General features: G+C 74.4%; 21 protein-coding genes. 11 read left to right on the plus strand and 10 right to left on the minus strand.

From position 1 onward, the window contains the following. The 5 genes from ABD296_RS42550 to ABD296_RS42570 form a co-directional block, all read right to left on the minus strand. Nucleotides 1-1,088 (minus strand): NAD(P)/FAD-dependent oxidoreductase (locus ABD296_RS42550; protein ID WP_344281739.1); only part of this gene is annotated, 1,088 nt, incomplete at its 3' end. Further along, entirely contained in the window at nucleotides 1,085-1,399 is a 315-nt protein-coding gene (locus ABD296_RS42555; protein WP_344281742.1) for a (2Fe-2S)-binding protein, read from the minus strand. The genes ABD296_RS42550 and ABD296_RS42555, both read right to left, overlap by 4 nt. Before the next feature lie 52 nt (nucleotides 1,400-1,451). Then, complete coding sequence (locus ABD296_RS42560) at nucleotides 1,452-2,609, minus strand: NAD(P)/FAD-dependent oxidoreductase (RefSeq protein ID WP_344281745.1); 1,158 nt, start codon at nucleotides 2,607-2,609, stop codon at nucleotides 1,452-1,454. A 104-nt stretch (nucleotides 2,610-2,713) separates the two neighbouring features. Continuing rightward, nucleotides 2,714-3,325, minus strand: coding sequence for a helix-turn-helix domain-containing protein (locus tag ABD296_RS42565; RefSeq protein ID WP_344281748.1), 612 nt, complete (start codon nucleotides 3,323-3,325; stop codon nucleotides 2,714-2,716). 109 nt (nucleotides 3,326-3,434) lie between these two features. Next, nucleotides 3,435-4,412: an ornithine cyclodeaminase family protein gene (locus ABD296_RS42570; RefSeq protein ID WP_344281751.1), complete on the minus strand. Its 978-nt coding sequence runs from the start codon at nucleotides 4,410-4,412 to the stop codon at nucleotides 3,435-3,437. Between the two features lie 157 nt (nucleotides 4,413-4,569). Here ABD296_RS42570 and ABD296_RS42575 point away from each other — a divergent pair, with 157 nt between their 5' ends. From ABD296_RS42575 to ABD296_RS42590, 4 genes are read left to right on the plus strand one after another with little or no spacing between them, the layout of a single operon-like run. Continuing rightward, nucleotides 4,570-5,760 (plus strand): branched-chain amino acid ABC transporter substrate-binding protein, encoded by a 1,191-nt coding sequence (locus ABD296_RS42575; protein ID WP_344281753.1) that lies wholly within the window; start codon nucleotides 4,570-4,572, stop codon nucleotides 5,758-5,760. Between the two features lie 10 nt (nucleotides 5,761-5,770). Beyond that, the gene (locus ABD296_RS42580) at nucleotides 5,771-6,670 is read left to right on the plus strand and encodes a branched-chain amino acid ABC transporter permease (protein ID WP_344281756.1); all 900 of its coding nucleotides are present in this window, start codon (nucleotides 5,771-5,773) and stop codon (nucleotides 6,668-6,670) included. Next, nucleotides 6,667-8,412, plus strand: a complete 1,746-nt coding sequence (locus tag ABD296_RS42585) for a branched-chain amino acid ABC transporter ATP-binding protein/permease (RefSeq protein ID WP_344281759.1) — start codon at nucleotides 6,667-6,669, stop codon at nucleotides 8,410-8,412. The genes ABD296_RS42580 and ABD296_RS42585 overlap by 4 nt, the downstream gene beginning before the upstream one ends. Beyond that, a complete protein-coding gene (locus ABD296_RS42590) occupies nucleotides 8,409-9,170 on the plus strand; it encodes an ABC transporter ATP-binding protein (protein ID WP_344281762.1) in 762 nt (253 codons plus the stop codon). The genes ABD296_RS42585 and ABD296_RS42590 overlap by 4 nt, the downstream gene beginning before the upstream one ends. Here ABD296_RS42590 and ABD296_RS42595 read toward each other — a convergent pair. Next, nucleotides 9,154-11,283 carry a thiamine pyrophosphate-dependent enzyme gene (locus ABD296_RS42595; RefSeq protein WP_344281765.1) on the minus strand — a complete coding sequence of 710 codons (2,130 nt, stop codon included), beginning with the start codon at nucleotides 11,281-11,283 and terminating at the stop codon, nucleotides 9,154-9,156. The two genes, ABD296_RS42590 and ABD296_RS42595, sit on opposite strands and share 17 nt — an antisense overlap. A 224-nt stretch (nucleotides 11,284-11,507) precedes the next feature. Between ABD296_RS42595 and ABD296_RS42600 the strand changes: the two genes are divergently transcribed. Together ABD296_RS42600 and ABD296_RS42605 are read left to right on the plus strand one after the other, a co-directional pair. Continuing rightward, nucleotides 11,508-13,046: an aldehyde dehydrogenase family protein gene (locus ABD296_RS42600; protein WP_344281768.1), complete on the plus strand. Its 1,539-nt coding sequence runs from the start codon at nucleotides 11,508-11,510 to the stop codon at nucleotides 13,044-13,046. A 7-nt stretch (nucleotides 13,047-13,053) separates the two neighbouring features. Next, nucleotides 13,054-14,196 carry an NAD(P)/FAD-dependent oxidoreductase gene (locus tag ABD296_RS42605; RefSeq protein ID WP_344281771.1) on the plus strand — a complete coding sequence of 381 codons (1,143 nt, stop codon included), beginning with the start codon at nucleotides 13,054-13,056 and terminating at the stop codon, nucleotides 14,194-14,196. Nucleotides 14,197-14,216: 20 nt separating this feature from the next. On the opposite strand, the gene ABD296_RS42610 is transcribed toward ABD296_RS42605, so the two are convergent. Next, nucleotides 14,217-15,143, minus strand: a complete 927-nt coding sequence (locus tag ABD296_RS42610; protein WP_344281774.1) for a LysR family transcriptional regulator — start codon at nucleotides 15,141-15,143, stop codon at nucleotides 14,217-14,219. A gap of 59 nt (nucleotides 15,144-15,202) precedes the next feature. Beyond that, nucleotides 15,203-17,242: a phenylacetic acid degradation bifunctional protein PaaZ gene (gene paaZ / locus ABD296_RS42615; RefSeq protein WP_344281777.1), complete on the minus strand. Its 2,040-nt coding sequence runs from the start codon at nucleotides 17,240-17,242 to the stop codon at nucleotides 15,203-15,205. Between the two features lie 183 nt (nucleotides 17,243-17,425). On the opposite strand from paaZ, the gene ABD296_RS42620 reads away from it, so the two are divergent. From ABD296_RS42620 to ABD296_RS42635, 4 genes are all read left to right on the plus strand, one after another. Continuing rightward, complete coding sequence (locus ABD296_RS42620) at nucleotides 17,426-18,985, plus strand: AMP-binding protein (protein WP_344281780.1); 1,560 nt, start codon at nucleotides 17,426-17,428, stop codon at nucleotides 18,983-18,985. A gap of 71 nt (nucleotides 18,986-19,056) precedes the next feature. Further along, nucleotides 19,057-20,082 (plus strand): L-glyceraldehyde 3-phosphate reductase, encoded by a 1,026-nt coding sequence (mgrA, locus tag ABD296_RS42625; RefSeq protein ID WP_344281783.1) that lies wholly within the window; start codon nucleotides 19,057-19,059, stop codon nucleotides 20,080-20,082. A 76-nt stretch (nucleotides 20,083-20,158) separates the two neighbouring features. Then, a complete protein-coding gene (locus ABD296_RS42630; RefSeq protein ID WP_344281786.1) occupies nucleotides 20,159-20,602 on the plus strand; it encodes a YbhB/YbcL family Raf kinase inhibitor-like protein in 444 nt (147 codons plus the stop codon). After that, the gene (locus tag ABD296_RS42635; RefSeq protein WP_344281789.1) at nucleotides 20,599-20,889 is read left to right on the plus strand and encodes a DUF6343 family protein; all 291 of its coding nucleotides are present in this window, start codon (nucleotides 20,599-20,601) and stop codon (nucleotides 20,887-20,889) included. Before ABD296_RS42630 ends, ABD296_RS42635 begins: the two co-directional genes overlap by 4 nt. Before the next feature lie 32 nt (nucleotides 20,890-20,921). Here ABD296_RS42635 and ABD296_RS42640 read toward each other — a convergent pair whose 3' ends face one another. Further along, the gene (locus tag ABD296_RS42640) at nucleotides 20,922-21,797 is read right to left on the minus strand and encodes a helix-turn-helix transcriptional regulator (protein WP_344281798.1); all 876 of its coding nucleotides are present in this window, start codon (nucleotides 21,795-21,797) and stop codon (nucleotides 20,922-20,924) included. A gap of 108 nt (nucleotides 21,798-21,905) precedes the next feature. Here ABD296_RS42640 and ABD296_RS42645 point away from each other — a divergent pair, with 108 nt between their 5' ends. Then, complete coding sequence (locus ABD296_RS42645) at nucleotides 21,906-23,333, plus strand: MFS transporter (RefSeq protein WP_344281792.1); 1,428 nt, start codon at nucleotides 21,906-21,908, stop codon at nucleotides 23,331-23,333. Between the two features lie 5 nt (nucleotides 23,334-23,338). Here the strand turns inward: ABD296_RS42645 and ABD296_RS42650 are convergent, their stop codons facing one another. Then, nucleotides 23,339-23,944 carry a flavodoxin family protein gene (locus ABD296_RS42650; RefSeq protein ID WP_344281795.1) on the minus strand — a complete coding sequence of 202 codons (606 nt, stop codon included), beginning with the start codon at nucleotides 23,942-23,944 and terminating at the stop codon, nucleotides 23,339-23,341. Nucleotides 23,945-24,121: the final 177 nt, after the last annotated feature.

Below are 24,121 nucleotides of genomic sequence, written 5' to 3' on the forward strand. Positions count from 1 at the left end.
CGGGCGTGCTCGCGGGGGCGGCGCAGCGCCCCGGCCTCGCGGGCGCCGGGGTCTCCTCCCCCGGCGATCCAGCCGGCGAGCAGGCCCTCGGTGCGGGCGGCGGGCGCGCCGCCGATGCCGGTGATCTCGCCGGCCGCGTAGACGCCGGGCGCCGTGGTGCGCTGGTCGGCGTCCACCTCGGTGAACGCGCCGCCGGGCGTGCGGGCCAGCGCGCAGCCGGCCGCGACGGGCAGTTCGAGCTGCGGGCTGAAGCCGTGGGTGACGCACAGCGCGTCGACCGGGACGGTCCGCTCGGTGCCGGGGACGACCGACCAGTCGGGACGCAGCCGCGCCGTGACCGCCTCTTCGACGCGCCCGTCGCCCCGGGCCTCGATCACGGCGCGGCCCGTCCGGTACGGGACGCGGTGCCGGGCCAGCAGCCCCGCGTACTCGGCCAGCTCCCCGGCTTTCCCGGCCTGCGACGCCAGCTCCCATGGGCGGCGCGTCCAGCCGCGCGCGACGGTCCCGGCGGGGTTGGCCTCCAGCACCTCCAGGACGGTGGCGCCGGCCTCGATCAGCGACGCGGCGACCGGGAGAAGGAACGGTCCAGAACCGGCGATCAGGACCGGGTCGCCGACGACGAGGCGCTCCCCCTTGGCGAGCGCCTGCGCGGCGCCGGCGGTGTAGACGCCGGGCAGCTCCCATCCGGGGAACGGGAGGACGCGGTCGTGGGCGCCGGGCGCGAGGACCAGCGCGTCGGGCCGCAGGACGTGCCGTTCCCGTCCGGCAGCGTCGGCCTCGCCGCGCAGCACGTGGACGATCGGCGCTCCCTCGTCGGGCCGTTCGAGCGACCAGACGGTGCTCTCCGGCCACCAGTCGCAGCGCCGATGCCCGAGGACGTGGTCGCGGAGCCGCTCGAAGCCGCGCCAGCCGTGGTGCAGGCGCCCGGGGTGCGCGGCGGCGAACGCGTCGGGCAGCATTCGGTGGTACTGGCCGCCGGGGTGCTCGGACGCGTCGACCAGCGTGACGTCCGCACCGGCGCGCAGCGCGCCCGCCGCCGCACCGAGACCGGCGGGCCCGGCGCCGACGACCACGACATGGCGGCTCATCGGGCGTCCTCACCACGTGACTGGGTGGCGACGGCGTCACCGTCGTGCGCGCGGCGACGGCAGGCCCGCACGTCGCGGACGCCGTTGACGGTGACGAGGCAGTCGAAGCAGGCGCCGATCCCGCAGAACACGCCGCGCGGGGCGCCGGACGGCCCGGACCGCCACGTGCGACGCCCAGAGGCGAGCAGCACGCCCGCGATCGTCTGCCCGGTGACGCCGTCGACGGGCTCGCCGTCCACGGTGATCCGCAGCGGGACGTCGGGGCGGCGCCCGGCCGCGTCCCCGGCCGCGGGCACGAGTCTCGCGCTCACAGGCCGTCTCCTTGCGAGGGGGCGACCCCCCGCGCCCCCCGGTTCGCTTCGCTCATTTCTCTCCTTCGGACTTGACGGCGGGCCGGTCGGCGCGGAACGGCGCGGCGTCGATCGCTGGCTCGCGGCCGAGCATCAGGTCGCGCAGGACGGCGGCGGTCCCGGCGGACAAACCGATCCCGGCGCCCTCGTGCCCGGTGGCGTGCCAGAGGCCGTCCAGCTCCGGGTCGGCGCCGATGACCGGCAGGTGGTCGGGGACGAACGGGCGGAACCCGCCGTAGGCGCGGATCACCGGCACGCCGGCCAGCATCGGGAACAGCCGCAAAGCCTTGGCCGCGATGACCGACAGCACCTCGGGGCGGATCCGGTCGTCGAATCCGACGCGGCGGCGCGAGGAGCCGAGCAGGATCGTCCCGCCGCGGGTGGCCTCGACGACGGCGGAGGCCTGGAGCTCCTCGGCGGCGCTGCCGACGGCGCCCACGTAGTCGGCGTCGTAGACCTTGTGGAAGACGGTCGGCGGCATCGGCGCGGTCACCAGTACCTCGCCGCGCCGGGGCCGGACGTCGAGCCGGACGCCGAGCCTCTCGGCGACCTCACCCGACCACGGCCCGGCGGCGTTGACGACGGCGTCGCCCTCGATCGTCCCGGCGGAGGTGCGGACGCCGGTGATCCGGCCGCCGCGGCGGACGGCGCCGAGCACCTCGCAGCCGGTGCGCAGCTCGGCGCCGGCCCGGACGGCGGCGGCCAGCAGCGCGGTCGCGGCCCCGGCGGGCTGCACCTGCGCGTCCTCGGGGTAGCGGACGGCCTTGGCGACGTCCCGGGTGAGGTGGGGCTCGGCGGCGGCGAGGTCCGCGGCGTCCATGTCGTGGGCGGCGACCCCGGCCTTGCGCTGACCCTCGGCGAACCCGGTGAGCGCGGCGGCGCCTTCGGCGGTGGTGGCGACGACGATGCCGCCCTTGGGGTCCCATTCGGCGGCGCTCGCGTTCGGGTCGCCGTCCAGGATCGCGGGCCACAGCTCGCGGGACAGCTTCGCCAGCTCCAACTCGGGGCCGGGCCCCTTGTCGGAGACCAGGACGTTGCCCTCGCCGTGCGCGGTGGTGCCCGCCGCCGGGCCGGAGCGGTCGACGACCGTGACCGGGAATCCGGCGAGGGCCAGCTCGCGGGCGCAGGCCGCACCGACCATCCCGGCGCCCAGCACCACGACCCGCGTCATCGACCCTCCCGCCACGCCATCACCATCAAGGTCGTTCGTTAAACCGAACGAGCCCGAGAGTATGTCGGCCCCGGCGCGCTGTCAACGCGCGGATGAGACCGCGGTCACGGCGTCTCGACCAGATGCGGCGGCTCCGCGGGCGTGGAGTGAAGCCGCTGGTCAGAGCGGTACTGCAGGAGCAGCACGGAGCGGACGGGCCCGTCGAGCGCGGTGTAGGCGTGCGGCAGCCGGGCGTCGAAGCCGACGTAGTCGCCGGGCCCGAGCTCGACCTCCCGGTCGTCCACCCGAACGCCCAGCCGGCCCGCCTGCACGATGGTGTGCTCGGTGCCGACGTGGCCGAGCGAGTCCTGCCGGGAATCGGCCCTGACCTGCTGGTCGTACACCTCGAAGATCGCCCCGCCGGACTCGATCCCGCGCAGCGGGCGCAGGTCGACGCCCTCGCCGCGCAGCACCTCGACGTCGGCGCCGCGCACCACGGTCAGCCCGGTCGGCGCCTGGTGGTCCAGCAGGTCGGAGATCGGCACCTCCAGGGCGCGCGACAGGCTGAACACCGTCTCGATGGTGGGGTTGCCGGCACCGGCCTCCAGCTGGGAGAGCGTCGCCTTGCCGATCTTCGACCGGCGCGACAGCTCCGACAGCGAGAGGCCGAGCTCCAGCCGCGCGCGGCGCAGGTTGCCCGCCAGCACGTCCCGCACCGAATCGCCCGGACCGCCCACGTGCCGCCCCCTTCGCTCGCGGGACGCCGTCCGCCCGCATCCCTTGCGTTCGCTTTAACGAACACGTAGTTTACCGGCGACGGCGCCACCGCCCGCCCGGGCCGGCCCGTTACAGCGCGACGAGCCTGCCCGCTCCGGCGGCGCGCGCCCGGTCGACGATGACGGCCGCCGCCGCGGCGTCCTGCACGCCCAGGCCGACGCTGTTGTAGAAGACCACGTCGCCCGGCGCGGCGCGGCCGGGTGCGAGTCCGGCGACGATCGGGCCGAGCGGCCGGATCCGGTCCTCGCTCAGCCGCCCGTCGCGGACGCCCGCCACGATCGGGCCGGCCTGGCGCAGGGCGGTCGCCACGTCGTCGACCACGACGGTGGCCGCGCGGGCGAGGACCGCGCCGTCGACCTCGCAGCGGTCGGGCGCGAACGACCCGACGCTCAGCACTGTGCAGCCGGGTGGGAGCCACTCGCCGAGGACGACCGGCTCCGCGCTGGTGGTGGCGGTGACCACGATGTCCGCGTCGGCGACGGCCGCGCGGACGTCCCCGGCCCCCTCGACCGGAAGTTCCAGTTCGGCGGCCAGTTCGGCGGCGGCGCCGCACGTCTCGGAGTTGCGGCAGGCCACGGTCACCCGTCCGATCGGACGCACCCGGAGCATGGCCCGCACGTGCGCGCGGCCTTGAACGCCGCAGCCGACGACGGCGAGCCGGGACGCGTCCGGGATCGCGAGGTGGTCGGCGGCGACCGCGCTCGCCGCAGCGGTCCGCGGCGTCGTGACGGCCTCGCCCTCGATGATCGCGACGGGCCGTCCGTCCACCGGGTCCTGCACGATCACCAGCGCCGCGACGGTCGGCAGGCCGCGCGCGGCGTTGCCCGGCGTGACGCTGCCGAACTTCGCCACCGCGCCGGCCCCGGGCAGCCGCGACAGGTAGCCGAAGGCGACGCCGCCGTCCGGGCCGTCCAGCAGGGCCCGCGGCGCGAGCCGCGCCTCTCCCGTGCCGAGCGCCGCGAACGCGGCGCGCTGCGACTCGATCGCGGCCGGCAGGTCGAACACCGCGCGCACGTCGGGGGCGGACAGCAGCAGGACGTCGGCCATGCGCCGATCCTCGCGACCCGCTCCCCGCGCTGTCGAGGCCGGGAGGGCAAGCGGTGCTTACCGATCACTCCACGAGATCGCATGCTTCGTCGTCTCGACGCCCGTGCCGCGACGGATCACGCTTTTGCCGACCCGCCTGACGAGCGAGGGAGCACCGATGACGTCCTCGAGAACACGGCGCCGCGGAGCGCGATCGCCCGGGCTCGCCGCGGCCGGCGCCGGGCTGCTGCTGGTCCCGCTCGCCGCCGGCTGCGGGTCGGGCGGCTCCGGCGGATCCGGCGACGTCAGGATCGGCGTGCCGGCCCCGCTGAGCGGCGACTCCGCCTCCGCCGGACAGGACATCCTCGCCGCCGCGAAGGTGGCCGCCGACGAGGTCAACAAGGCCGGCGGGGTGAAGGGCAAGAAGATCAGGATCGTCCAGGCGGACGACCAGTGCAGCGCCCAGCAGGGCGCGCAGGCCGCGCAGAAGCTGCTCAACAGCGGCGTCGTCGCGGTCGCGGGCGGCTACTGCTCGGGCGCCGCGGTGCCCGCGATCCCGATCTACGGGCGGCGGAACGTTCCGTTCGTCATGGACGCCTCCACCAACCCGTCGCTGACCGACACCGGCAAGGGCAAGGTGTTCCGGACCTGCGGGCGCGACGACAACCAGGGCCTGGTCGCCGCGAAGTTCATGACCGGGCCGCTCGGCGCGAAGCGGATCGCGCTGCTGCACGACAACACCACCTACGCCAAGGGCCTCGCGGACGCGGCGGCGGCCTCGGTGAAGCAGGCGGGCGGGCAGGTCGTCTACGAGGACGCGCTGCAGCCCGGCCAGTCCGACTACAGCCCGGTCCTGACGAAGATCGCCTCGACGAAGCCGGACGTGCTGTACTTCACCGGCTACTACGCCGAGGCCGGGCTCCTGATGAAGCAGCTCGGGCTGAAGTTCACGCTGATGGGCGGGGACGCCACCACCGACTCGACCGTCCTGAAGACGGCCGGCTCGGCGGCGGAGGGCTACATCGCCACGACCGCTCCGCTCGCGAAGGACCTGCCCGCCGCGTCGGCGTTCGTGTCCGCCTACAAGGCGAAGAACGGCGCCGACCCCGGGCCGTTCTCGGTCTACGAGTACGACGCGGTGAAGGTCCTCGCGAAGGTCATCGGGCAGACCGGGACGAAGGGCGCCGACATCATCAAGGGCCTGCACGGCGTCAAGGACTTCCCCGGCATCACCGGCCCCATCACCTTCGACGCGAAGGGCGACCGGACCGACCCGCTCTACATCACCGTCCACGTGCAGAACGGCGCGTTCACCGCCTACAAGAAGCTCGACAAGAGCGGCGCCTGGGTGGACGCCAAGAGCTCGTGAGCGCGGCCGCATGAGCGAATTCGTCCAGTACCTGGTGAACGGCCTGACCATCGGGGCGTTCCTGGCGCTGATCGCGCTCGGCTACTCGATGATCTACGGCGTCGTGCGGCTGATCAACTTCGCGCACGGCGACGTGTTCATGATCGGGGCGTTCACCGGGTACGGGGTGCTGACCACGCTCGGCGTCACCGGCGGGGCGGCCTGGCCCGCCGTGCTCGCCGCCGTGGTGGCGGGCGCCCTGGCCACCGGGATCGTCGGCACCGGCATCGCCCGCGCCGCCTACGTCCCGCTGCTGTCCTCGCCCCGGCTGGCGCTGCTGATCGCCGCGATCGGGGTGTCACTGGCGCTGGAGGAGGGCGTGAAGGACCTGACGCACGCCCGGTTCAAGTCGTATCCGGGGGTGCTGGACGGCGGCCGGATCTTCAGCGGGACCGTCCGCGTCACCTACGGCCAGCTCACGCTCGTCCTGGTGTCGCTGGCGCTGATGGCGGGCCTGTGGCTGTTCGTCACGCGCACCGTCACGGGCGCGGCGATGCGGGCGCTGGCGATGGACCGGGACGCCGCGCGGCTGCAGGGCATCAACGTGGAGCGGCTCGTCCTCATCACGTTCTTCGCCGGGTCCGTGCTCGCGGGCGCGGCCGGCGTCATGTACGGGCTGTACTACGTGCAGATCAGCTTCGGGATGGGCTTCCTGATCGGGCTGCGCGCGTTCACCGCCGCCGTGCTCGGCGGGATCGGGAACCTGCCGGGGACGATGGTCGCGGGGGTGTGCATCGGGCTCGTCCAGTCGTTCGCCGCCGGGTACGTCTCGTCCCGCTGGACGGATGTGATCATCTTCGGGCTGCTGATCGCGGTGCTGGCGCTGCGGCCGACCGGCCTGTTCGGCGAGCGCGTCGTGGAGCGCGCATGAGGGCCCGCGACCTGGTGCTGCGGCACGGGGGCTGGCCGCTCCTGGTCGTGCTCGCACTGGCCGGCGGGCAGGTGATGGACGACTACCAGATCACCGTCGCCGGGACGATCCTCATCTACGCGATCCTCGGGCTCGGCATCAACGTCGTCGTCGGCTACGCCGGGCTGCTCGACCTCGGCTTCGCCGCGTTCTTCGCGATCGGCGCGTACACGTCGGGGCTGCTGATGCTGAAGTGGCACTGGAACTTCTGGCTGACGCTGCCGGCGGCGGTGCTCGCCGCGGCGGCCGCCGGCGTCGTGATCGGGTATCCGACGCTGCGGCTGCGCAGCGACTACCTCGCGATCGTCACGCTCGGCTTCGGCGAGATCATCCGGATCACGGTGGTGAACCTGGACGTCACCGGCGGCCCGAACGGGCTGACCGGGATCCCGCCGGTCTCGGTCGGCGGCCGGCAGATCGTCACGCCCACCGGCTTCTTCCACCTGGCACTGGCGTTCTTCGTCGTGGTGCTGGTCGCGACGGGCCTGCTGGCACGGACGCGGCTGGCGTACGCGTGGCGGGCGATCCGGTCCGACGACACCGCCGCCGAGGCGGTCGGCGTCCCGTCCCGCAGGGTGAAGCTGCTCGCCTACGTGCTCGGCGCCGCGGTCGGCGCGGTCGCGGGGCCGCTGAACGCGGCGCAGCTCGGCACCATCGACCCGTCCAGCTTCACGTTCCTGACCTCGCTGATGATCCTGCTGGTGGTGATCATCGGCGGGATGGGCAGCCGGCCGGGGGTGCTGGTCGGCGCGGTGGTCATCGTCGCGCTGCCCGAGGCGCTGCGGACCGTGCAGGAGTACCGGGGGCTGTTCTTCGCGCTGCTGCTGATCGCCATCGTGATCCTGCGGCCCCAGGGGGTGTGGCCGGCCCGGCCGCGCCGGTTCCGGCTGCCCGCGCGGGCGCCGGCCGAGGCCCGGCCCGCCGTGGCCGGGACGGGCGCGCTGCTGGAGGTGGACGGCCTGTCCCGGGCGTTCGGCGGCGTCACGGCCGTCGAGGACCTGCGGCTGCGCGCCGCCGCGGGCCAGGTGGTGAGCGTGATCGGCCCGAACGGCGCGGGCAAGACCACCGCGTTCAACTGCATCACCGGGCTGATCCCGCCGTCGCGCGGCACGGTGACGCTCGCCGGGCGGCGAGTGCGCGGGCTGTCCCCGCACCGGGTCGCCGCCGCCGGGCTGGCCCGCACGTTCCAGAGCATCCGGCTGTTCGACGAGATGACCGTCGCCGAGAACGTGCTGATCGGCCGGTTCGCCCGCGACCGGGCGCTGCTGCACCCGCCGCGCCGCGCCGACCTGGACGCCGTCCGCCGCTGCCTGGACTTCGTCGGGCTGGCCGGCGCGGCTGACCGTCCCGCCGAAGGCCTCGCCTACGGCGACCGGCGCCGGCTGGAGATCGCGCGGGCGCTCGCCGCCGAGCCGCGGGTGCTGCTGCTGGACGAGCCCGCCGCGGGCGCCAACCCGACCGAGAAGCGCGCGCTGATGGAGCTGATCGCGCGGATCAGCGGGCTCGGCACGGCCGTGGTGCTGATCGAGCACGACGTCGCGCTGGTCATGTCGATCTCCGATCGGGTCACCGTGCTGGAGAACGGCCGGGCGATCGCGGAGGGCCCGCCCGCCGAGGTCCAGGCGGACCCGCGGGTGATCGCGGCCTATCTCGGCGTGCCGGACGACCCGGAGACCGACCTCGTCACGGAGGTGCTGGGATGACCGGGGCCACCGGGGCCACCGGGCCGGCCCTGCTGCGGGTGACGGACCTGCACAGCCGCTACGGGCAGGTCGAGGCGCTGGCCGGGATCTCCTTCGAGGTCGCCGAGGGCGAGATCGTCGCGCTGCTCGGCAGCAACGGCGCGGGCAAGACGACCGCGCTGCGCACCGTCACCGGGTTGCACCGGGCCCGGTCGGGACGGGTCGAGTTCGACGGCCGCGACATCACCCGGCTCGACGCGCACCGGGTCGTCGCGGCGGGGCTCGGGCACGTGCCGGAGGGCCGCCGGGTGTTCCCCGCGCTGACGGTCGCGGAGAACCTGCTGCTCGGCGGCTACCTGCGGCGCCGCGACCGGGCCGCGGTGAGCGCCCGCCGCGAGGAGGTGTACGCGATGTTCCCGCGCCTCGGGGAGCGGCGCGGGCAGCTCGCCGGGCTGCTGTCAGGCGGCGAGCAGCAGATGCTGGCCATCGGCCGCGCGCTGATGCTGCGGCCCCGGCTGCTCGCCCTGGACGAGCCGACGATGGGGCTGGCGCCGCGTACGGCGCAGCAGGTGATGCGGGTGGTGCGCGAGATCAGGGACCAGGGCGCGACGATCCTGATCGTGGAGCAGAACGCCCACCAGACGCTCCGCCTCGCCGACCGCGCGTACGTGCTGGAGACCGGCCGCATCGTGCTGGACGGCCCGGCCGCCGAACTGGCGGGCGACGACCGCGTGAAGGCCGCCTACCTCGGCGGCGACCCCGTCATCGAGACCGGCTGAGGAGCCGCGCGGCGGCGCCGACGACGGCGTCCTCCGACAGCAGCACGTGGGCGGCGGCGTCGCCGAGCGGGATGAAGCTGTCCTCGCTCGCGACGCGGGCGGCGCGGCCGTCGAACCCGGCGTCGGCGAGCGCGGCCAGGACGCCCTCGGACACGCCGCCGGTCCGCCTCGTCTCGTCCGCGACGAGAACGGCGCCGGTCGCGCGCGCCTCCCGCAGCAGGTCGTCCACGGGCAGCGGGGCGAGCCAGCGCAGGTCGAGCACCCGGCACCGGACGCCCTCGTCCTCCAGGCGGCGCGCGGCCCGCAGGCTCATGCGCAGCCCGTTGGCGAACGTGACGATGGTCAGGTCGCGGCCGTCGCCGTAGGTGCGGCCGCGTCCGATCAGGACCGTGCCGCCGGCCGGGGCCAGCCATCCGGCGTCGCCGTCTTCGTGCAGGTCGCGGGCGTGGTAGAGCGCGATCGGCTCCAGGAACAGGCAGACGCGGCCGTCGTGCTCGGCGGCGTCCGCGCAGGCGCGCAGCATCCCGGCGGCGTCGTCGGGGCGGCTCGGTGACGCGATGACCAGTCCGGGGACGTCGCGCAGGGCCGCCACGGCGTTGTCGTTGTGGAAGTGGCCGCCGAAGCCCTTCTGGTAGGCGTATCCGGCAATGCGGACGACCATCGGGTTGCGGTACCGGCCCGACGAGAAGAACGGCAGCGTCGCCGCCTCGCCCCGGATCTGGTCGGCGGCGTTGTGCAGGTAGGCGAGGTACTGGATCTCCGGCACGGGCAGCATGCCCGCGAGGCCGAGTCCGAGCGCGAGCCCGAGGACCGACTGCTCGTCCAGGATCGTGTCGAACACCCGCGCCGCCCCGGCCCGCTTCGCCAGGCCGCGCGTGACGCCGTAGACGCCGCCCTTGCGCGCGACGTCCTCGCCGAACACGAGCATGCCCGGACGCTCGCCGAGCAGGTCGCCGAGCGTCCGGTTGATCGCCTGCGCAACCGTCGCGGGCTCCCCCTGCCCGGGAGCCTCCGCCATCGGCGCGGGATCGCAGTACCTGATCGGCGCCGTCACCTCCGCGGCGGACGCCAGGCGCGGGGCGGCCCGCACCTGCGCCGCGCGCCGCAGGACGTCGTGCCGCTTGGCCTTGTACAGCCGGACGATCCGGTCGGCGGTCGCGATGCCCCGGTCGACGAGCAGGCGGGCGGTGCGCAGCAGCGGGTCGGCGCCGAGGTCCGCGGCGATCTCGGCGGGCGTGCGGTAGGACGACTCGACGTCCGAGCCGGCGTGTCCCATCAGCCGGACGGTCCGCAGGTGCAGGAAGGCGGGGCGGCGGTGCTCGCGGACCCAGCCGGCGGCCCGGCGCGACACCGCATAGGCGTCCTCGATGTCGCAGCCGTCGGCCTGGAAGTAGGCGAGGCCGGGCCGGGAGCCGTAGGCGGCCTCGATCCAGCCGGGCGGGGTGCGGACGCTGATGCCGATGCCGTTGTCCTCGCAGACGAGCAGCAATGGCATCGGCAGCCCTTGGAATCCGCAGTTGACCGCGGCGTTGATCGCGCCCGCCGCCGTCGAGTGGTTGGCGGACGCGTCGCCGAAGCTGCACACCGCCACCGCGTCGCGCGGCCACGGCGACGGAACGCCGAGGCGCACCGCCCGCTCGATCGCGAACGCGACGCCCAGCGCGCGCGGCAGGTGGGAGGCGATCGTGGAGGTCTGCGGGACGATGTGCAGGCGGCGGCTGCCGAACACCTTGTGCCGCCCGCCCGCGATCGGCTCCTCCGCCGCCGCGACCACGCCCAGCAACACGTCCCGCAGCGGGTCCGCCTCACCGGCCTGCCGGGCCCGCTCCAGGAAGAACGCGCCGGACCGGTAGTGCAGCAGGGCCGGATCGTCCGGGCGCAGTGCCGCGGCGACGGCGGCGTTGCCCTCGTGGCCGGACGACCCGATCGTGTAGTAGCCGCGGTCCTGCGAGCGCAGCCATCGCGCCGCGAGGTCGAGGTGCCGGCTGCCGAGCTGGGCGTCGAACAGCCGCAGGCACTCGGCGTCGCCGAGCGGGCCGGGCGCCCTCGGCTCGTCCGGCGGTTCCAGCGACGCGGCCTGCTCCAGGAAGTGGACGTCGGCGGGCTCGGCCATGCGGGCTCCTGCGGTGCGGTGGGCGGTCCGGTAACGAGCATCGCGCGCGCCCGCCGTCCGGTCGACTCCCGCGCGCGACGCGGCGAACCGGCCGGCGGCCGGCCGAGGGACGCTCGGCGCGCGTGCTCGGCGGGCGAAGCCTCAGCCGGCCTTGGCCTCGGGATAAGCAAGCCGTGCTCTGCCCGATCTTGGCCGGCTGCCGCGGCCCGTTCAGTGTGGGAACCGTGCTCACCTCCGTCATCGGCGGCGCCCGGATCCCGGCGGGGCCGCGCTCGTACCGTTCCACCGACCCGTCCCGCGTCACCGACCTGGTCGCGGAGGTGTCCCTCGCGGACGCCGCCGGCCTCGTCCGGGCCTGCCGCGCGGCGCGCACGGCGCAGGACGCCTGGCGCGACGTCCCGGCGCCGGTCCGCGGCCAGGTCGTCGCGTCGATCGGCCGGCTGGTCGAGGCGAACACGCCGGCGCTGGCCCGCGTCGTCGCCCGCGAGGTCGGCAAGCCGTACGCCGAGGCGCTCGGCGAGGTCCAGGAGATCGCCGACACGTGCGCGTTCTTCCTCGGCGAGGGACGGCGGCTGTACGGGCAGACCGTCCCGTCCGAGATGCCGGACAAGCAGCTGTTCACCTTCCGCGATCCGGTCGGCGTCGTCGCGGTCGTCACGGCGGGGAACTTCCCGGTGGCGGTGCCGTCCTGGTACATCGTCCCGGCGCTGCTGTGCGGGAACGCGGTGGTGTGGAAGCCCGCCGAGTACGCGGCGGCGTGCGCCGAGGCGTTCTACCGGCTGTTCGCGCACGCGGGCCTGCCCGCCGGCGTGCTCAACGTGGTCTTCGCCGACGGCCCGGAGACCTACGCGGGGCTGGAGCGGGCGCTCGGCGAGGGGCTCGTCGACAAGGTCGGGTTCACGGGCTCGACGGAGGTCGGGTCGCGGATCGGCGAGCTGTGCGGGCGGCACCTCCAGACGCCGTGCCTGGAGTTGGGCGGCAAGAACCCGATGGTGGTGACCGAGGACGCCGACCTCCCGCTCGCCGTCGAGGGCGCGCTGTTCTCCGGCTTCGGGACGGCCGGGCAGCGCTGCACGTCCCTCGGGACGGCGATCGTGCACGAGTCGCTGCACGGCGCGTTCGTCCGGCTGCTGGACGAGGCGGTGCGCGCGGCGCCGGTCGGCGACCCGTTCGAGGACGTCCTGTACGGCCCGCTCATCAACGAGCGGTTCGCCGGCGGCTTCGAGAAGACGCTCGGCTGGATCGGCCCCGGCCACGCGGTGCACGGCTCGTCCGGCACCGGGCGGATCACGGCCGCGAACCCCCGCGCCGGCTTCGTCGGGGACCCCGAGGCCGGCCTTTTCTACCACCCGGTCATCGTCGACGGGGTCGGCCCCGGCGACGAGCTGTTCATGAACGAGACGTTCGGCCCGGTCATCGGCGTCGCCCCCTACCGGACGCTGGACGAGGCGATCGCGCTGGCGAACGCGCCCGGCTACGGTCTGTCCGCGTCGATCTACACCACCGACCCGGCGAAGGTGTTCCGGTTCCGGCGGCGGATCTCCGCCGGGATGGTCAGCGTGAACAACTCGACGTCCGGCGCGGAGGCGCACCTGCCGTTCGGCGGGAACGGGCGGTCCGGCAACGGAAGCCGCCAGTCCGGCGTCTGGGTGCTGGACCAGTTCACCCGCTGGCAGTCGATGAACTGGGACCACTCGGGGCGGCTCCAGAAGGCGCAGATGGACGTCCGCGCGATCGCCCCCGACCTCGACTTCCGGCTGTAGGGCGAGCATGGGGTCCGAGGCGGACGTCGTCGTCATCGGCGGCGGGGTGATGGGGACGAGCATCGCGTTCCACCTCGCCGAGGCCGGGGTGCGGGTGGTGCTGGCCGAGCGGGACGAGTTGGGCTCCGGCTCGACGTGCAAGGCGGCGGGCGGGGTGCGGGCGCAGTTCTCCGACGAGGTGAACATCCGCCTCGGGGCCCGCAGCCTGGAGGCGTTCGCGCGGTTCGGCGAACGGCCCGGGCAGGAGATCGACCTGCGCCGTGTCGGCTACCTGTTCCTGCTGTCGCGGCCGGAGGACGTCGCGGCGTTCGAGGAGAGCGTCGCCCTGCAGAACGACCTCGGTGTACCGAGCCGGATGGTCTCGGTGGCGGAGGCGCGGCGGCTGTCCCCGCTCATCGAGACCGGCGGCCTGCTGGCCGCCGCGTTCTCCCCGGACGACGGGCACTGCACGCCGGAGTCGGTCGTCCTCGGCTACGCGACCGGAGCGCGGCGGCACGGCGCGACGCTGCTCACGCATTGCGAGGTCCTCGGCATCGACGCGGCCGGCGGCGAGATCCGGGCGGTGGAGACCTCGCGGGGACGGATCGCCGCGTCCGCCGTCGTGTGCGCCGCCGGGGCCTGGTCGGCGCGGGTGGGCGCGATGGCGGGCGTCGCCCTGCCGGTGGAACCGCTGCGGCGGCAGATCGCCTTCACCGGGCCGATGCCGGACCTGCCCCGCCCGGTGCCGATGACGATCGACTTCACCACCTCGTTCTACTTCCACGGCGAAGGCGAGGGGCTGATGCTCGGCATGTCCGATCCCGACGAGCGGCCCGGCTTCGCGCTCGACCGGTCGGACGCGTGGCTGCCGCGCCTCACCGAGGCCATCGCCGCCCGCGCGCCCCGCCTCCTCGACGCGGGCCTGGCCGGCGGGTGGGCCGGGCTGTACGAGGTCACGCCCGACCACAACGCGCTGATCGGCGAGGATTCCGCGGTGTCCCGGTTCCTGTACGCGACCGGGTTCTCCGGGCACGGGTTCCTGCAGGGACCTGCGGTCGGCGAGGTCGTCCGCGACCTGTACCTGCGCCGCGAGCCGTTCGTGGACGTCGCCCCCCTGCATGCCGCCCGGTTCGCCGGCGACCGCCTCCGCCCGGAGATCAACTGCGTCTGACGTGCCCGCACAGGGGCGGCTCACGGGCCGGTGGCGCCGCTGATCTCCGCCTCGACGTCGCGCGCCACGTCCATCAGCCCCCGCAGCACGTCCTTGACCAGGGGGTTGGTGTTGGTGGCGCGGCGCAGCACGGTCACGTGGCGGCGCGGGGTGCGGCGGCTGAGCCGCAACGTCCGCAGGCCCGGATGCGGGACGCAACCGAGCGCCGGGACGAGCGCGATCCCGAGACCGCAGCCGACGAGCCCGCAGACCACCGCATAGTCGTTGCTGCGGAAGGCGATGTTCGGCGTGAACCCGGCGGTGCCGCACAGCCGCAGCAGCGCCTGCGCGCCGCGGCTGTCGGGACGTCCGGCGATCCACGTCTCCGGCTCCAGGTCGAGCAGCCGCGCGGTGCGGCGGCCGGACAGCGGATGGCCGGCCGGCACGCACAGCACCAGGTTCTCGTCCATCACCGGCGTCTCGATGACCTGGTCGGGCCAGCCGCGCGGGAACAGGTCGTACCGGTAGACGAGCTGCAGGTCGAGGTCGCCGTCGAGCAGCTCGGGCAGCAGCTCGTCCGACTCGCCCTCCGCGAGCGTGATCTCGGTGCCGGGCCGGACCCGCGACAGCTCCGCCAGCACCCGCGGCAGGATGCGGGAGCTCGCGGTCGGGAAGCTGCCGAGCTGCAGCGCGCCGCGCTCGCCGCTGGCGACGGTGCGCAGCTCCCGTTCCAGCGTGGCCAGCGCCGACAGGACGTCGTTGCCCTTGCTGACCAGCAGGAACGCCGCGCTGGTCGGCCGCACGCTGCGGGCCCGGCGCTCGAACAGCACCAGCCCGCAGGCGCGCTCCAGCGCGGCGACCTGCTGGGAGACGGCGGACGCGGTGTACCCGAGGTTGCGGGCGGCGTCCGCGAACGATCCGGTGCGCACGACCTCGCGCACCGTCTGGATGTGCAGGGGACTGATCATCGGTGCTCCCCGTCGCCGGCGGCGCTTCGACGTCTCCCCGCGGACGCCCCCTTCTCGTTCTAGCCGCGCTCGGACCGTTTGGCCACCAGCGTCAGCACGTCGTACCTGGCGACGGACGCCCCGTCCTGGTTGGTGACGTCGGTGTCCCAGCGGACCTCGCCGTGGCCGGCGCCCTCGCGCGGCGAGATCTGCTTGGCGGTGAGCGTCACCGTCAGCTCGTCGCCGGGCTTGACCGGGGTGAGGAACCGCAGGTTCTCCAGCCCGTAGTTGGCCAGCACCGGGCCCGGGTCGGGGTCGACGAACAGGCCCGCCGCGAACGACACGACGAGGTACCCGTGCGCGACGCGCCCGCCGAACAGCGGGTTGGCCCGCGCCGCCTCCTCGTCGGTGTGGGCGTAGAAGGTGTCGCCGGTGAACTCGGCGAAGTGCTCGACGTCCTCGAGCGTGACGACGCGCGGCCCGCCGACCGCAGTGTCGCCGACCCGCAGGTCCTCCAGGTGCTTGCGGAACGGGTGCTCGTCGGTGACGGTGCGGTCGGTCCCGGGCACCCAGCGGCCGGTGAGCGCGGTGAGCATCGCGGGCCCGGACTGGACGGCGGTGCGCCGCATGTGGTGCACGACGCCGCGGATCCCGCCCATCTCCTCGCCGCCGCCGGCGCGCCCGGGTCCGCCGTGGACGAGCGCGGGCAGCGGCGACCCGTGGCCGGTGGACTCCTTGGCGTCCTCGGAGTTCAGGACCAGCAGCCGCCCGTGCCAGGGCGCCAGGCCGAGGACGACCTCGCGCGCGAACTCGGGGTCGGCCGTCACCACGGACCCGGCGAGGCTGCCCCGGCCGCGCGCCGCCAGCGCGACGGCGTCCGCCGCGTCCGCGTACGGCATGAGGGTGCTGACCGGGCCGAACGCCTCGACCTCGTGCGGCTCGGCGCGCGCGGTGTCGTCGGCGCGCAGCAGCACCGGGGACATGAACGCGCCGCGCTCGGCGTCCGCGCCCTTCACCTCGACCCGCTCGGGGTCGCCGAACACGATCCGGCCGGCGTCCGTCAGCGCCTTGAGCGACCGCCGGACCTCCTCGCGCTGGTCGAGGGTGGCAAGGGCGCCCATCCGCACGTCCGGGTTCGCCGGGTTCCCGACGGTCACCTTCGCCAGCCGCTCCCGGACGGCCTCGGTGACGTCGTCGACCAGCGGGGCCGGGACGAGCGCGCGGCGGATCGCGGTGCACTTCTGCCCGGCCTTGACCGTCATCTCCGCGACGAGCTGCTTGACGTACAGGTCGAACTCCGGAGTGCCGGGCGTCGCGTCCGGGCCGAGGACCGAGCAGTTCAGCGAGTCGGCCTCGGCGTTGAACCGGACGGCGTTGCCGACGACCGCGGGATGCGTGCGCAGCAGCCTCGCCGTGGAGGCCGAGCCGGTGAACGCCACGATGTCCTGCTCGGTCAGGTGGTCGAGCAGGTCGCGCGGGTCGCCGCAGACCAGCTGCACGCTGCCCTCCGGCAGCAGCCCCGACTCGACGATCAGCTCGACCAGCCGGGCGGTCAGGTACGCGGTCTGGCTCGCCGGCTTGATCAGGCTCGGCACGCCGGCGAGGAAGGCGGGCGCGAGCTTCTCCAGCGGCCCCCACACCGGGAAGTTGAACGCATTGATCTGCACCGCGATGCCGCGCGACGAGGTGCACAGATGCTGGCCGACGAAAGTGCCGCCCTTGCCGAGCGGCTCGACGGCGCCCTCCACCAGCACCGTGTCGTTCGGCAGTTCGCGCTTGCCCTTGCTCGCGTAGCCGAGCAGCACGCCGATGCCGCCGTCGACGTCGAACTTGGAGTCGCCGAGGGTGGCGCCCGTCCGCGCCGACAGCGCGTACAGCTCCTCCCGGTGCTCCCTCAGGTGCGAGGCCAAAGCCTTCAGCAGCGACGCGCGCTGGTGGAAGGTCAGCTCCCGCAGCACCGGGCCGCCGACCGCCCGCCCGTGGTGCAGGGCGGCGCCCATGTCGATCCCCGCCGAGGAGATCCGCGCGATCTCCTCCCCCGTGACGGCGTCGTGCAACGGCGCGCCCTCGTCCTCCGGAGCACGCCAAGAACCCGACACATAGCTGCGCAGCACGACCACCGGGACCTCCTCGTCCGCGTATCTCTGGTTCTTCCTGCCACGATCGGCGTCCGTTCACGCCTGGCAGACATGACAGCCGCACCGGGGTTTCTTTGTCGACATGGCGCCCTCGAGGGATGAAGCACCGAGCAGACAAAGGGACAGATGTTGTGAATCTGTTTCACCGTTCACTACGCTGCGCACATGGTCACGTTCTCCAGGGTGTCCGCCGAGCTGACCGGGCTGCGGGCCGCCGTCCGCGCGGGGATGGTCGGCCCGATGCCGCCGGCCGCCCTGCGGGCGACGGGGCGCGCCCTGCGCGCGTACGGGCCGCTCGGCGCCGCCACGTCGCTGCCGGCGCACCGCTTCCCCGGCCGCGTCGGGCTCGTGGACGAGCAGGGCCCGCTGACCTTCGCGGACCTGGAGCGGCGCTGCAACGCCCTCGCCAACGCGTGGCGGGCACGCGGCGTCGGTGCGGGCTCCACGGTCGGCATCCTGTGCCGCAACCACCGCGGCCTGCTGGAGGCCATGTCGGCGGCGGCCAAGACAGGCGCGTCCGTACTGTTCCTCAACACCGACTTCGCCGCCCCGCAACTGCGCGACGCGGTCACCCGCGAAGGCGTGACCGTCCTGGTGCACGACGAGGAGTTCGAGGCCGTCGCCGGCGGCCTCGAACTCCCCCGCCACACCGACGCCGACCTCGAAGAGCTGATCGCGGAGGGCGACCCCGCTCCCCCGCCCGCCCCGTCCCGGCACGGCTCGATGGTGATCCTCACCAGCGGCACGTCCGGCCGTCCGAAGGGCGCGCCGCGCTCGCAGTCGCCGTCGATGGCGCTGCCCGGCGGCATCCTGTCGAAGGTCCCGTTCCGCGGCCGCGAGGCGATGTTCGTCGGCCCACCGCTCTTCCACGGGTTCGGGCTGACCTGCGCCGTCCTCGCGATCGGCCTCGGCTCCACGCTCGTGGTGCGCCGCCGCTTCGACGCCGCGCAGGTCCTGAACGACCTGGCCGAGCACCGCTGCACGTCGCTGATCGCCGTCCCGGTCATGCTGAACCGGCTGCTCGCCTCGCCCGCGCTCGACGCCGGCGACCTGTCCCGGCTCAAGGTGATCATGACGGGCGGGGCGCGGCTGGACCCGGCCCTCGGCCGCCGCACCGCCGAGGCGTTCGGGCCGGTCCTGTACAACTTCTACGGCTCGACCGAGGCGTCCTGCATCACCATCGCCACCCCGGACGACCTGGCCGCCGCCCCCGGCTGCGTCGGCCGTCCGCCCGCCGGGACGACGGTGGCCGTCCTCGGCGACGGCGACCGCCCTGTCCCGCCCGGCGCCACCGGCCGGATCTTCGTCGACTCCCCCGCCCGCTTCGGCGGCTACACCGGCGGGGGCGGCAAGGAGGAGGTCCGCGGCCTGATGGCCGTCGGCGACCTCGGCCACCTGGACTCCGGCGGCCGGCTGCACGTGGACGGCCGCGCGGACGACATGATCGTCTCGGGCGGGGAGAACGTCCATCCGGGCGAGGTCGAGGACCTGCTCGCCGCGCATCCCGCCATCGCCGAGGCGGCCGTCGTCGGCGTCCCGGACGAGGAGTTCGGCCACCGCCTGCGCGCCTTCGTCGTCGCCGACGGCCTCACCGGCGACGACGTCAAGCAGCACGTCGCCGCCAACCTCGCCCGCCACAAGGTGCCACGCGAGGTCGTCTTCCTCGGCGCCCTCCCCCGCAACCCCGCCGGCAAGGTCCTCAAGCACGAGCTCCCCGAGCCCTGACCGGCGACGCCGCCATCGCCGGACGATCACCGGCGGCCCGGCGGCGGGAGCGGGCTGAAATACTCGTGACCATGACTTACACGGCCGACGGCGACCGATACGAACGACTCCCCTACCGGCGGTGCGGGCGCAGCGGGCTGCGGCTTCCCGCGATCTCCCTGGGGCTGTGGCACAACTTCGGCGACGACCGCCCCCTGGACGTCCAGCGGGCGATCCTGCGGCGCGCGTTCGACCTCGGGGTGACGCACTTCGACCTGGCCAACAACTACGGGCCGCCCTACGGGTCGGCGGAGACCAACTTCGGCCGGATCATGCGGGAGGACCTCGCCCCCTACCGGGACGAGCTGATCATCTCGACGAAGGCCGGCTACGACATGTGGCCCGGCCCGTACGGCGAATGGGGGTCGCGCAAGTACCTGCTCGCCAGCCTCGACCAGTCGCTCACGCGGATGGGCCTGGACTATGTCGACATCTTCTACAGCCACCGGTTCGACCCGGAAACGCCGCTGGAGGAGACGATGGGCGCGCTGGACCACGCCGTCCGGTCCGGCAAGGCGCTGTACGCGGGGATCTCGTCGTACTCGCCGAAGCGGACGGCGGAGGCCGCGCGGATCCTGCGGGAGATGGGGACGCCGCTGCTGATCCACCAGCCGTCCTACTCGATGCTGAACCGGTGGATCGAGGGCGGCCTGCTCGGCGCCCTCGAGGAGGAGGGCGTCGGCTGCATCGCGTTCTCGCCGCTGGCGCAGGGCATGCTCACCGGCAAGTACCTCGGCGGCATCCCGGAGGGCTCGCGGGCCAGCAGGAACACCTCGTTCTCCAGCGACCTGCTCACCGAGGAGAACGTCCGGCACGTCCGCCGGCTCGACGAGATCGCCCGGGCGCGCGGCCAGTCGCTCGCCCAGATGGCGCTCGCCTGGTCGCTGCGGGACCCGCGGGTCACCTCGTCGCTGATCGGCGCCAGCAGCGTCGCGCAGCTGGAGGAGAACCTCGCCGCGCTCGACCGGCTCGAGTTCGGCCCGGACGAGCTGGAGGCGATCGACCGGGACGCGGTCGAGGCGGGCATCAACATCTGGGCGGCCTCCAGCGCCGGGTGATCCCTCCGGCGCCGTGTCATCCGTAGGCGCCGTGCATTGTCGTCCGCGCACCGGGCACGACGCCCGCATGGAAGACATGACGCTGCGCAGTGCCGCATTCAACGATCACACGCTCATGCCGTCGGACTACTCGCACGACAGCGGCGACGTCTCGCCGCCGCTGGAGTGGTCGCCGGCCCCCGAGCAGGTGGTCGAGCTGGCGCTGGCCTGCGAGGACCCGGACGCGCCGGCGGGCACGTTCGCGCACTGGCTGGTCGCCGGCATCGACCCCGTCACCACCGGCCTGGACGCCGGTGAGCAGCCCACGGGCGCCGTGCTCGGCCGCAACGACTACGGGACCGAGGGGTACGGCGGGCCGAAGCCGCCGGCCGGGGACGACCCGCACCGGTACTTCTTCCGCCTCTATGGGCTGTCGGAGCCGTCCGGGTTGCGGGACGGCTTCACCGCCGAGGAGCTGAGGGACGCCGTCGAGGGCAGGGTCGTGGCGTCCGGGACCCTCGTCGGCACGTTCGCCCGGTGACCGGCGACGGCCGCGATCCGGAGGGCGACGGGCGCCCGCCGGACGACGAGGACGAGGACTGGCCGCCGGGCGGCGAGCCGCTGACCGCCCGCAGCGCGCTGGGCCTGCGGGCGGTCCTGTCCGGCATCGCGCTCGCCGCGGCGCTGGCGGCCGCCGTCGTCTTCGCGATCGTGGCGAACCGGGACGGCGGCGGCGCCACCTGGGGCGCGGCGGCGGTCTGCGCCGCCGTCGCGGTCATCGCGGCGGCCGACCTGGTCGTGGTGGCCCGCCGCGCCCGCCACCGCTGACCGGCGGCGGCGCTGATCAGTGCCCGTGTTGATCAGTGCCGGTGGGGCGGGGCGGCCTGCTCGGGGTGCGCGAGCAGCCAGCCGACCCGCGCGCGGCTCTCCTCGTCGGTCGGCGTGTAGACGACCAGCCGGGCGCCCGCCGACCCGGTGATGTCCATGCTGGTGGCGCGGGTGCGGATCTCTCCCACCGCGTGGTGCCGGAACACCTTGATCCGGGGCCCCGGCATCGCGATGTCGTGGTCGGCCCACAGCCGCCCGAACTCGGGATTGGCCGCCTGGAGCCGCTGGACCAGCTCCTTCCAGCCCGGCTCGTCCATGTACCTGCTGTAGCGGTACCGGAACACCGCTACGTGCATCGGCATCTCCTCGGCCATGTTCTCGATCGGGTTGCAGCAGGGCGGCAGCGTGAAGGTGATCAACATGGTGTTGCGCTCGCTCGGGGGCGCCATCACCACGTGCGGGAAGATCGCCGCGTAGGCGGCGTTCCAGGCCAGCACGTCGGATCGGGCGTTGCACACCGACGCCGGCATCGGTAGCAGGGCGTCCAGGATCGCCTGCGTGTCCTCCGGCAGGTGCTCGGTCTCGTCCGGCGGCTCCGCCTCCGGCACCTCGGCCAGCCGGTACAGGTGCTCGCGCTCGGCGCCGTCGAGCCGGAGCGTGCGGGCCACCGCGTCCAGCACCTGCGTGCTGGCGTTGATCGGGCGTCCCTGCTCCAGCCAGGTGTACCAGGTCACGCCGACGCCGGCGAGCTGCGCGACCTCCTCGCGGCGCAGGCCCGGGGTGCGGCGCCGCGGGCCCGGCGGCAGGCCGACCTCGTGCGGGCTGATCCGCTCGCGCCGGTTGCGCAGGAACGCCGCCAGCTCGGTGCGGCGCCGCGGCGCCCTCCGTCCCGTCTCCACGCCGGTCATCGTCACGGTTCCAGCCTGCCTCCTGTCCGGGCTTGCTGCCAGGTGCTGTCAGTACCAGTATCAAGGGGATCTCGTTACCGGTATCGATATCGCGCCAGGCTCGTACCCATGACACAGACAACCGATCTGCGCGGGGTCGTCCCGGAACGGGACGTGCGGAACGGTCCCGGCCGCCTGACGCTCGGCCTCCTGCTGCTGGGACAGTTCATGGCCATCCTCGACGTCAACATCGTCAACGTGGCGCTTCCGACCATGCGGGTCGACCTGCACGCCTCCGGCGCCGCGCTCCAGCTCATCGTCGCCGGCTACACCATCGCCTACGCGGTCCTGCTGATCACCGGCGCCCGGCTCGGCGACATCGCCGGGCACCGCCGGATGTACCTCACCGGCCTCGCCGTGTTCACGGTGACGTCCCTGGCCTGCGGGCTCGCGCCGTCCACCGGGCCGCTGATCGGGTTCCGGTTCCTGCAGGGCATCGGGGCCGCGCTGATGACGCCGCAGGTCATGTCGATGATCCAGCGGAACTTCACCGGCGCGGCGCGGGGGCGCGCGCTCGGCCTCTACTCGGCGGTCATCGCGGGCGGCGTGGTGGTCGGCCAGGCCGCGGGCGGCCTGCTGGTGAGCGCCGACCTGCTCGGCACCGGCTGGCGGGCGGTCTTCCTCGTCAACGTGCCGATCGGCGCGGCGCTGCTGGCGACCGGGCCGCGGCTGCTGCCCCGCGACACCGGGCCGCGGGGAGGCGACCTCGACATCCGGGGGCTGCTGACGCTGTCGCCCGCGGTGCTGCTGTTCGTCGTCCCGCTGATCCTCGGGCACGAGCTGGGCTGGCCGCTGTGGGGCTGGTTCTCGCTGGCGGCGAGCGCCGCGTTCCTGGCCGCGTTCGTCGTGGTGGAGCGCGGCGCGGCGGCGCGCGGCGGCCGCCCGCTCATCTCGCCCCGGGTGCTGCGGGCGCCGCGGCTGCTGCCGGCCTGCGGGGCGATCATGCTCGCGCCGGGCACCTGGGGGTCGTTCCTGTTCACCACCACGCTGCACCTGCAGGGCGACCTGCGGATGTCGCCGCTGGAGTCGGGGCTGGCGTTCGTCCCGTCGGTCACCGCGTTCGCGGTCGTCGGGCTGAACTGGCAGCGGCTGCCCGCCCGCTGGCACCGGCGGGTGATCCCGGTCGGGTTCGCGATCGCCGCCGCGGGTTACCTGTGCATCGGCCCGCTGGCCGGCGGCGGCGTCCCCTACGAGCTGCTCACCGCGGTGATCGGCTTCGGCCTCGGGGTCATGTCGATCATCATGACGGCGGGGCTGGAGCACGTCCCGGCGGAGGACGCGGCGGACGCCAGCGGGCTGCTGCTGTCCCTCATGCAGATCAGCCAGGTGATCGGCGTGGCCACCATCGGGACGCTGTTCCTCACCGCGGCCGAGTCGAGCGGCTCCACCCGGCACGCCGAGTACGGCACCGGATGGGCGCTGGCGGCGGTCGCGCTGGTCGGCACCGTGTTCACGGTGCTGCTGGCCCGCGACCGGGCTAGCGCCCGCGAGGCCTGACGGGGTCAGGACGGGGGCGCGGGCATCGGGTGCTCGGCGAGCGCGGTCGCCACCGCCACCAGGTTGGACGCCATCGCCCGGCCGGTGCTCGCCGACCACTCCCGGCCCTTCTCGGCGTCCAGGTAGCTGGGCCCGGGGCCGGGACCCTGGTTCCAGTACGTCCAGGCCTGGCCCGGGATGGTGTAACCGAAGTCGTTGAGCGCGCCGGTGATCTCGCTGATGACGTGGTGGGCGCCGTCCTCGTTGCCGGTGACCACGACGCCGGCGACCCGGTTGAAGGCGACGGGGCGGCCGGTGTCGTCGGTCTCCGACATCATCGCGTCCATCCGCTCGATGACGCGCTGGGCGACCGACGACGGGTGCGCCGCCCACGTCGGCGAGGCGATCACCAGGATCTCCGACTCCAGCAGCGTCCGGTGGATCCCGGGCCACGGGTCGCCGGGTCCGAGGTCGGTCTCCACGCCGGGCGGGATGTCGAGGTCGACCGCGCGGATGCTCTCCACCTTCACGCCCCGGGCCCGCAGCTCCTCCTCGACGACCGCGGCGAGGGCCTCGGTGTTGGACGTCCCGGGCGAGCGCTTGAGCGTGCAGTTGATCACCAGGGCGCGCATCCGCGCCTCCTCCCGTTGCCGGCTCCGACGTACTACCGCGGCTCTACCCGAGCCGCCCGCGCCAAACGTCAGTACCCGCTGAGGCGGGCGCGGGCGGCCTCGACGGCGACCGGGACGGGGCGGCGGGCGCGCGCCATCGCGGGCAGCGCGGGGGCGGCGTCGGCGAGCCCGGCCCAG

The sequence above is a fragment of the Actinomadura napierensis genome (assembly GCF_039529375.1).
Classification (GTDB): Bacteria; Actinomycetota; Actinomycetes; order Streptosporangiales; family Streptosporangiaceae; genus Spirillospora; species Spirillospora napierensis.